We start from the raw sequence: 6,814 nt of genomic DNA on the forward strand, positions 1-6,814 counted from the left end.
CTAGACCTCCGTGAGCTCTGCCGGCACGTAGCCGGGGGACTTGGGTTCCTTCTTCTCGAGAACGGCGTGGACGATCATGCGCTCCGCATCAGAGAACTGCGGGTGGCAGGTGGTCATCGTCAGCAGGGCCGCGTCCTCGGGCCCGACCTCCAGCCCGGGCGCCCCGGGGATCGGGTTGATGACGTTGATGTCGCTGGGCAGGGTGATGTGGCGCCCCTGGATGCCCGCATACGGCCCGCTGGACATCTGTTCCGCAAGGTTCTCGGGCAGGCACTCCGCCGCCGCGGCCTGGCGCTGATCGGCGGGGACGTCGATGGGAAGCACCCGGTAGATGTTCCACGATCCGGCGGTCTCGACGACGACGGTGTCGCAGGTCTTCAGCAGGCCCAGGTCGTTGAATGGGGATCCGCGGCCGACGCGGTGGCCGGCCATCGCGAAGTTGCCCCGCTCGCCGGGGTCCTGGCTGTCGAGGTATTGGCCCGGCCCCTTCGTCAGGTCAGCATCGCTGGTGCCTTTGACCACGGCAAAGTTGAAATCGCTGCCGAAGGAGGGGATGTGCAGACGTGCGAAGGCCGCGCCTTCGGTGATCTCCGTGAGCGGTCGCGGGTTCCGGGAATCCCACTGGTTATCGAGGTCTCCTGCCACGAGGGCCTGCTCGCGTCCCGAGGAGATATCGGTCCAGTACACCTCGTAGAATGCGAAGAGCAGGGCGATCACCCCGAAGGTTACGAAGATTTCGCCAAGGACGCTGATCGGGTCCAGCTTCCGGCGGTGTTTACCGTCGCTCATGCGCATAACGTTACACGCTAAGGTTCTTTTCATGATTATCGTCGAATACCCGGTTGCGCTGGTGCTGAAGCTCTGGCACGTGCTTTTCACCAAGGTCTTCGGCATTGCCCCCAGCGTGGCCTGGATCGTGGCGGTGATTTTCCTGGTGCTGACGGTGCGCAGCCTGCTCGCGCCGTTGACCCTGCGCCAGATCCGCTCCTCCCGTAACCTCGCCAATCTGCGCCCGCAGTTGCACGAGCTGAGCCAGGAGTATGCCGGGCGCACTGACGCGGAGTCCCGCAAGGAGCTCAACAAGCGGCGCAAGCAGATGCAGCTCGAGGGCGGCTACCGGATGCGGGACGGCTGCCTTCCGGCGCTGATCCAGATCCCCGTGTTCATCGGCCTGTACCGCATGCTGCTGCGGGTGGCGCGCCCGAACGGCGTGGTGGATCCGAATAACCTGCAGGGTTTCGGGCCTCTTTCCGACGAGGACGTCTACACCTTCATGCATGCCCGCATCTTCGGCGTCCCCCTGATCACCTACGTTCAGATGCCGGAGCAGTCCCTGGCGAACCTGGGTACGGATCAGGCGAGCGTGTTGCGGGTGGCGTTGCCGATGGTGCTGCTTGCCAGTACGTTCACGGCGACGAACCTGATCTTCTCGATCCGGCGGACGAAGGCGACGATGGACCCGAACCAGGGGTTCAGTTATTTCGCGCTGGGACTGCTGAAGGTGATGCTGCCGATCGTGTTCTTCATGCCGATCCTGTTTGGGCTGCTGGGCCCACTGCCGGTGATGGTCTTCGTGTACTGGCTGACAAATAACCTGTGCACGCTGACGATCACGCAGGGCATCCACCTGTGGAGCGATAAGACCCACCCGTATACGGAGGAGTTCCACGCCCACAACGAGTTGCAGCTGCAGCGCCGCATGGAGAAGAAAGAGGAGAAGAGGGTCGCTAAGCGGCAGAAGCGGCGCACCGGCCGGCACCGCCGCTAGCCGCAACTAGTACTCGCAACTAGCACCCAACTGCATGTGCCACGGCGAAATGCGGCCGACGCAGCGGCACGGGTGAGCCCAGGCTCTGGCCCTGGCTAGATGTAGTAGCTCATCGGGACCGTGAGCAGCAGCTGCTTGGCCATGTCCCGAGCGGTCTCCAGGGGGCCGACGTGGCGGTTCATCTTCGAGCCCACGAGGCCACCGTCGAGAAAGATCATCAGCTGATCAGCCAGCGAGCGGGAGGTGTAACCGAAGCGTTCGGTGAGCAGCTCGGCCATGGTCTCGCGAACCCAGGTGCGGTGAGCCATCGCGGCCTCGCGGATGCGCACCTCGGATTCCACCTCCGGGCGCGGGTATTCGCTGGCGGCGTTCTGGAAGTGAGAGCCGCGGTAGTTATTCTCCGGCTCGGTCTTGATGCACAGGTCGAAGAAGGCGATGATGCGCTCTTCCGGCTTCTCGCGATCCTTGGCGAGCTCCTCCCAGTCCTCGCGCCACTTCTGGTCGAGCGCCTCGAGGTAGGCGACCACGAGGTTGTCCTTGGAGCCGAAGAGGGAATAGAGGCTGGCCTTGGCGACGTCCGCGTCCCGGAGGATGCGGTCGATTCCGATCACGCGGATGCCTTCGGTGGTGAAGAGGTTCGTGGCGCTGGCCAGCAGGCGCTGCCGAGGCCCCGGGCGGTTACGCCGCCTGGAGGTGGCCTTCTTCGTGGCCTTCTTGGCGGTGGTCTTCTTCACCGCAGCTTTCTTCGCCGTGGCCTTTTTGGCGGGCCCCATCCCTCGGTCACTTCCTCTTCTTTTCAGTCAATAAAGTTCTCCCCCGGCCATGGGTAGTCAGGCCAGGGGAAAAGAACTCAGTCAAGCATCCTACTTGTTGCGTGGACGCACGACCATCATCGGGCACGGCGCGTACTGCAGCAGCGCGCGGGAGGTGGAGCCCAGCAGCATGCCGCGGAAGCCACCGCGACCGTGGGAACCCAGGACGAGCAGCTGCGCGCCCTCAGCCTCGTCCTGCAGGGCGCCGACTGGACGATCACGAGCGATGATCTCGGTGACCTTCACGTCCGGGTAACGCTCAGCGAACGGCGCGATCTCCTGCTTCAGCAGGGCGATGTGCTCGGCCTTCTCCTGCTCGCCGGCGTTGAGGCCGGCGTAGGAGGCGTAGAACTGGGAGTCATTCCAGGCGTGCACGGCGGTGAGGCTAGCGCCGCGGGCAGATGCCTCGCGGAAGGCCTGCTCCATCGCCTGGCGGGACACCTCGGAGCCGTCGACACCGACGACGACCGGGCCGTACTTAGACTCCTCGCTGACGTCGCTATCCTTGCGCACGACCACGACCGGGCAGTCGGCGTGGGAGACGACCGCGGAGGAGACGGAGCCCATGACCAGGCCGGAAAGCCCACCCAGGCCGCGGGAGCCCATGACGATCATCTCCGCGTCGCGGGAGAAGTTCAGGAGGATGTCCACTGGGGAGCCCTCCTTCACCGCGTGGGAGACCTTAATATCCGCGTTGAAGTTGCGCACCAGCTCGTGGGCGGTCTCAATGCGATCGTTAGCCTCACCCTCGAGGTCGTCGTAAAGCTCCTGCGGCGGAACCATGCCGTCGGCGTACATGAACTGCGGCATGGTGTACGCGGAGACGAGCTTCAGCGGCTGATTGCGCTTCAGCGCGGCGTTAGCCGCCCAGAGAACAGCGGTGTTGCTGGCCTCGGAGCCGTCCACTGCGACGATAATCTCGCGTCCGGAGTTGGTATTCTGTGGCTGATCGCTCATCGCGACTGTGTCCTTCCCAATAGAACTTTTGTCCTACCCCCATTATCCTGGCTTTTCATTGCGCTCGCTACCGCAATGAATTGATTTCCAATAACCGGAGGAATCAGACGAAAAAGACCCCTTTTTTGGAGGGGTCTTGTGGTGAATTAAGGCTTCTTAGGCTCCGGCAGCGGGACGTCGTGGGCGCCCGGCGCGTTGGATGGGGAGATCAGCTCCCAAAGCACCTGGAGGAAGCCCTTGACCACACGGCCGAAGTCGGTAGCGAAGAAGCTGGCGAGCGAGTTCATAATCACGTTGAGATCCATGAAGAAAGTTTTAGCACCCTAATGGTTCCCCTCGCAATTAAGGATGGCCTCAATCCCTCCCGGGTGGCCTTGCCGCATACGGCGGAGCCCACCACGGCCCTCGACTTCCTCCGCGAGCTCATCTCAGCCCAGCGCCACCGCCACCCCGAGGACGACGAGGCCGCCCTGCTGGAACGCTTTGCCGCCGGGGAGGTCGTCGACGACGCCGGTCGCCCCCTCTCCCCCAGCGACGTCATCCGCCCCGGTCGCTACATCAACTTCTACCGCCGCCCCGCCCCCGAGCGCCCGGTCCCTGGTCAATTGCGCCTCCTTTTTCAGGACGCCAACCTGCTGGTGGTTGATAAGCCGCCTTTCATGGCGACGTTGCCGCGGGGCCAGCACATCGTGGAGACCGCGCTGGTTCGTGCGCGCCGGCAGTTCGGTATCCCGGAGCTGAGCCCGGCCCACCGGCTGGATCGGCTGACCCGTGGCGTATTGATGTTCACGGTGCGGCCCGAGGTTCGGGGCCCGTACCAGCGCCTCTTCGATGAGCGGGTGCCGGAGAAAACCTACGAGGCCGTGACTCTGCCGGCTGATCAGGCGCCCTTCTCTCCTCTCCCACGATTCCGGGACTGGTTGGAGTGGCCCGCGCCAACGCCGGAACAGCCGTGGCTGCTGCGCCACCACATGGTGAAGGAACGGGGGCGGCTGGCGACCTATCTTGTCGAGCCGGAGGCTGTGGCGATCGAGGCTTTCGCCTCGACAGTTTCCGACTCGGCAAATGCCTCCCCTGGCCAAGGTTTATTCCCGGCGCCACCGAATGCGCTGACCAAGGTGGTGGGCGTGCGTTCGGAACGCCGGGCTCTTGCCACCGCCGAGGACCCCACGCCACGGGAGCGGGAGGTGCTGGTCTGGGAGCTGGTCCCGGAGACCGGCAAGACCCACCAGCTGCGCGTCGCCCTGCGAAGCCTCGGGCTGCCGATCCTCAATGACCCTCTCTACGAGGAACTTTCGGACACGGCGCTGCGCGACCCGAGCGCGCCGCTGCCGAGCCCACCCTTCGCGGGTGAGGAGGATTTCAGTCGCCCCATGGAGCTCACGGCCCAGCGCCTCCGCTTCCAGGATCCGCTGACGAGCGAGCTGCGGGAATTCTCGACGTACTAGGCGGTCGCTGTACCAAGTCGTCCCGGGACGTCTCGGGACGAGAGCCGCCAGCGGCCGGCTAACGGCCCCGGGACGGCTTGGCGACGCTGCTTTAGACAATCTCCGATTCGCCGGGCTCCCGGTGGCGCAGCAGTCGGTTGGTGTACAGCGCGCCCGCGGCCAGCACGAGGACCACAATCAAGGCTGTCAGGGTGTATGCGCTGAGATAAGAGTCCTGGGCGTGCTGGAGAACCGTTGCCTTCACGGGGCCGTCGGGAAGACCGGCGGCGAATTGGACGGCGTCTTGGAGGCTCACATTCGGCTCGTGCCCTGCGGATCCGTGGGAGCCTGCCAGCGCGGGGGCGTTGGCGTCGTAAAAAATGGAGTACACGAGGGTAATCGCACTGCCGAGGATGGCGACGGACATCAGGGCCCCGAGCTCGTAGGAGACCTCCTCGATGGAGGAGGCCATGCCCGCGCGGTTCGGTGGTGCCCCACCAATCATCGCGATCGACGACACAGCCATGGAGGCGCCGAGGCCGACCCCGAGGACCGCGAGTCCGGTGAGGATCACCGCGTTGGAGTTCGCATTGGAGCCAACGGCAACGATGATCGCGCCGACGGCGCCCAGAGCCATGCCCCCGGCGATGAAGGGGCGTGCGCCGTGGACGGTGTACAGCCGGCCGGCAATGAGCGAGCTGATCAGGGAGCCAACGGCGACGATGGTGACGTACACGCCTGCGTGCAGTGGGCTGAAGCCGTCGATCAGCTGGAGTCGCTGGGTGGTGAGGAAGTCGAAGCCTGCTACCGCGAACATTGCGAGGCCGGCGCCGAAGACGCCGGAGAGGAACGGCGGGGAGCGGAAGATGCCGAAGTCCAGGAGCGGCTCTTGCAATTTGCCCTGACGCTTCGTGAACCGAAAGCCGAAGATCAGCGCCACCGCAATGGCGATGGCGACGACCCTCCAGTCGATGGGGCGGTGCGCGAGCTGCTTGATGAAGAGCACAAAGGAGACCAGCAGAATCATTGCCTGCAGAACTGAACGGAAATCCCATGCCTGGTCCGGGTTGGGTTCGTCGCGCTTGGAGACGAAGGGCAGCGCGATAAGCGCGGCGAGGACGATGGGGACGTTCATGAGGAACACGGAGCCCCAACGGAAATATTCGAGGAGGAGTCCGCCGACCACCGGGCCGAATGCGGCGGCGAGGGTGGCGAGCGCTGACCAGATGCCGATCGCGAGGTTCATCTCGGCTGGTTCTTCGAAGGTGTGTCTGATGAGGGCGAGGGTGGCCGGCATCATGGTTGCTGCCCCGATCGCTAGCAGGCCGCGAGCGGTGATGAAGGTGGCGACGTTTGTGCTGTAGCCACCGAGGAAGGAGGCAAGCCCGAAGATGATGAGGCCGATGATGAATAGTCGCCGGTGGCCGACTTCGTCGCCGAGGGTGCCGGTGCCTAGGAGGAGCCCACAGATGACGATGGGGTAGGCGTTGATGATCCACAGCATCTGGGGTGCGGTGGCATCGAGTTCCGCCACGATGGTTGGGAGGGCGGTGTAGAGGACTGTGTTGTCCAGGCAGACGAGGAACACTCCCATGCCGACGGTGGCGAGGAGGAACCAGCGGCGTGGATCCTTGGCGATTTCGTTCATGTTTGTGCGGCGTCCAGCTTCTTCGAATTCTTTCCGGTTCGGGTATCTAGGGTTGAGACACCAAAAGCCCCCGTTGGTTTGGGGGCTATAGGGAAATAAAAAAAGTGGTGGTGCGACGAGCTGTCGATCATCACCCGTACAAAACGGGAACAACCAACAACACGTCGCACCACCACTATGAAAGTTTAATGCCGGCGGCGTC

7 protein-coding genes are annotated in these 6,814 nt (G+C 64.1%); 2 read left to right on the forward strand and 5 right to left on the reverse strand.

What is annotated here, in order from left to right:
* A complete protein-coding gene (locus QP997_RS05065; RefSeq protein WP_284846427.1) occupies nt 1-822 on the reverse strand; it encodes a class E sortase in 822 nt (273 codons plus the stop codon).
* Here QP997_RS05065 and yidC point away from each other — a divergent pair.
* The gene (gene yidC, locus QP997_RS05070) at nt 821-1,768 is read left to right on the forward strand and encodes a membrane protein insertase YidC (RefSeq protein ID WP_070762030.1); all 948 of its coding nucleotides are present in this window, start codon (nt 821-823) and stop codon (nt 1,766-1,768) included. The two genes, QP997_RS05065 and yidC, sit on opposite strands and share 2 nt — an antisense overlap.
* A gap of 95 nt (nt 1,769-1,863) precedes the next feature.
* Here yidC and QP997_RS05075 read toward each other — a convergent pair whose 3' ends face one another.
* The 3 genes from QP997_RS05075 to QP997_RS05085 all read right to left on the reverse strand — a co-directional run bounded on the left by QP997_RS05075 (nt 1,864) and on the right by QP997_RS05085 (nt 3,842).
* On the reverse strand, nt 1,864-2,541 hold the full coding sequence (locus QP997_RS05075) for a TetR/AcrR family transcriptional regulator (protein WP_070758243.1): 678 nt from the start codon (nt 2,539-2,541) through the stop codon (nt 1,864-1,866).
* 90 nt (nt 2,542-2,631) lie between these two features.
* On the reverse strand, nt 2,632-3,537 hold the full coding sequence (locus tag QP997_RS05080; protein ID WP_070758241.1) for a universal stress protein: 906 nt from the start codon (nt 3,535-3,537) through the stop codon (nt 2,632-2,634).
* Between the two features lie 146 nt (nt 3,538-3,683).
* Nucleotides 3,684-3,842 (reverse strand): hypothetical protein, encoded by a 159-nt coding sequence (locus tag QP997_RS05085; protein ID WP_246818008.1) that lies wholly within the window; start codon nt 3,840-3,842, stop codon nt 3,684-3,686.
* Nucleotides 3,843-3,863: 21 nt separating this feature from the next.
* Between QP997_RS05085 and QP997_RS05090 the strand changes: the two genes are divergently transcribed.
* The gene (locus QP997_RS05090; RefSeq protein ID WP_284846428.1) at nt 3,864-4,985 is read left to right on the forward strand and encodes a pseudouridine synthase; all 1,122 of its coding nucleotides are present in this window, start codon (nt 3,864-3,866) and stop codon (nt 4,983-4,985) included.
* 91 nt (nt 4,986-5,076) lie between these two features.
* Here the strand turns inward: QP997_RS05090 and QP997_RS05095 are convergent, their stop codons facing one another.
* Entirely contained in the window at nt 5,077-6,612 is a 1,536-nt protein-coding gene (locus QP997_RS05095) for an MFS transporter (RefSeq protein WP_284846429.1), read from the reverse strand.
* Between the last annotated feature and the right edge of the window lie 202 nt (nt 6,613-6,814).

The sequence above is a fragment of the Corynebacterium sp. MSK039 genome (genome assembly GCF_030232315.1).
In the GTDB taxonomy this organism is placed as follows: Bacteria; Actinomycetota; Actinomycetes; order Mycobacteriales; family Mycobacteriaceae; genus Corynebacterium.

Excerpts from the sequence above, each read along its gene's own strand:
- yidC (WP_070762030.1), top strand. The coding sequence starts at position 821 with ATGATTATCGTCGAATACCCGGTTGCGCTGGTGCTGAAGCTCTGGCAC.
- QP997_RS05065 (WP_284846427.1), bottom strand. The coding sequence starts at position 822 with ATGAAAAGAACCTTAGCGTGTAACGTTATGCGCATGAGCGACGGTAAA.
- QP997_RS05075 (WP_070758243.1), bottom strand. The coding sequence starts at position 2,541 with ATGGGGCCCGCCAAAAAGGCCACGGCGAAGAAAGCTGCGGTGAAGAAG.
- QP997_RS05080 (WP_070758241.1), bottom strand. The coding sequence starts at position 3,537 with ATGAGCGATCAGCCACAGAATACCAACTCCGGACGCGAGATTATCGTC.
- QP997_RS05085 (WP_246818008.1), bottom strand. The coding sequence starts at position 3,842 with ATGGATCTCAACGTGATTATGAACTCGCTCGCCAGCTTCTTCGCTACC.
- QP997_RS05090 (WP_284846428.1), top strand. The coding sequence starts at position 3,864 with ATGGTTCCCCTCGCAATTAAGGATGGCCTCAATCCCTCCCGGGTGGCC.
- QP997_RS05095 (WP_284846429.1), bottom strand. The coding sequence starts at position 6,612 with ATGAACGAAATCGCCAAGGATCCACGCCGCTGGTTCCTCCTCGCCACC.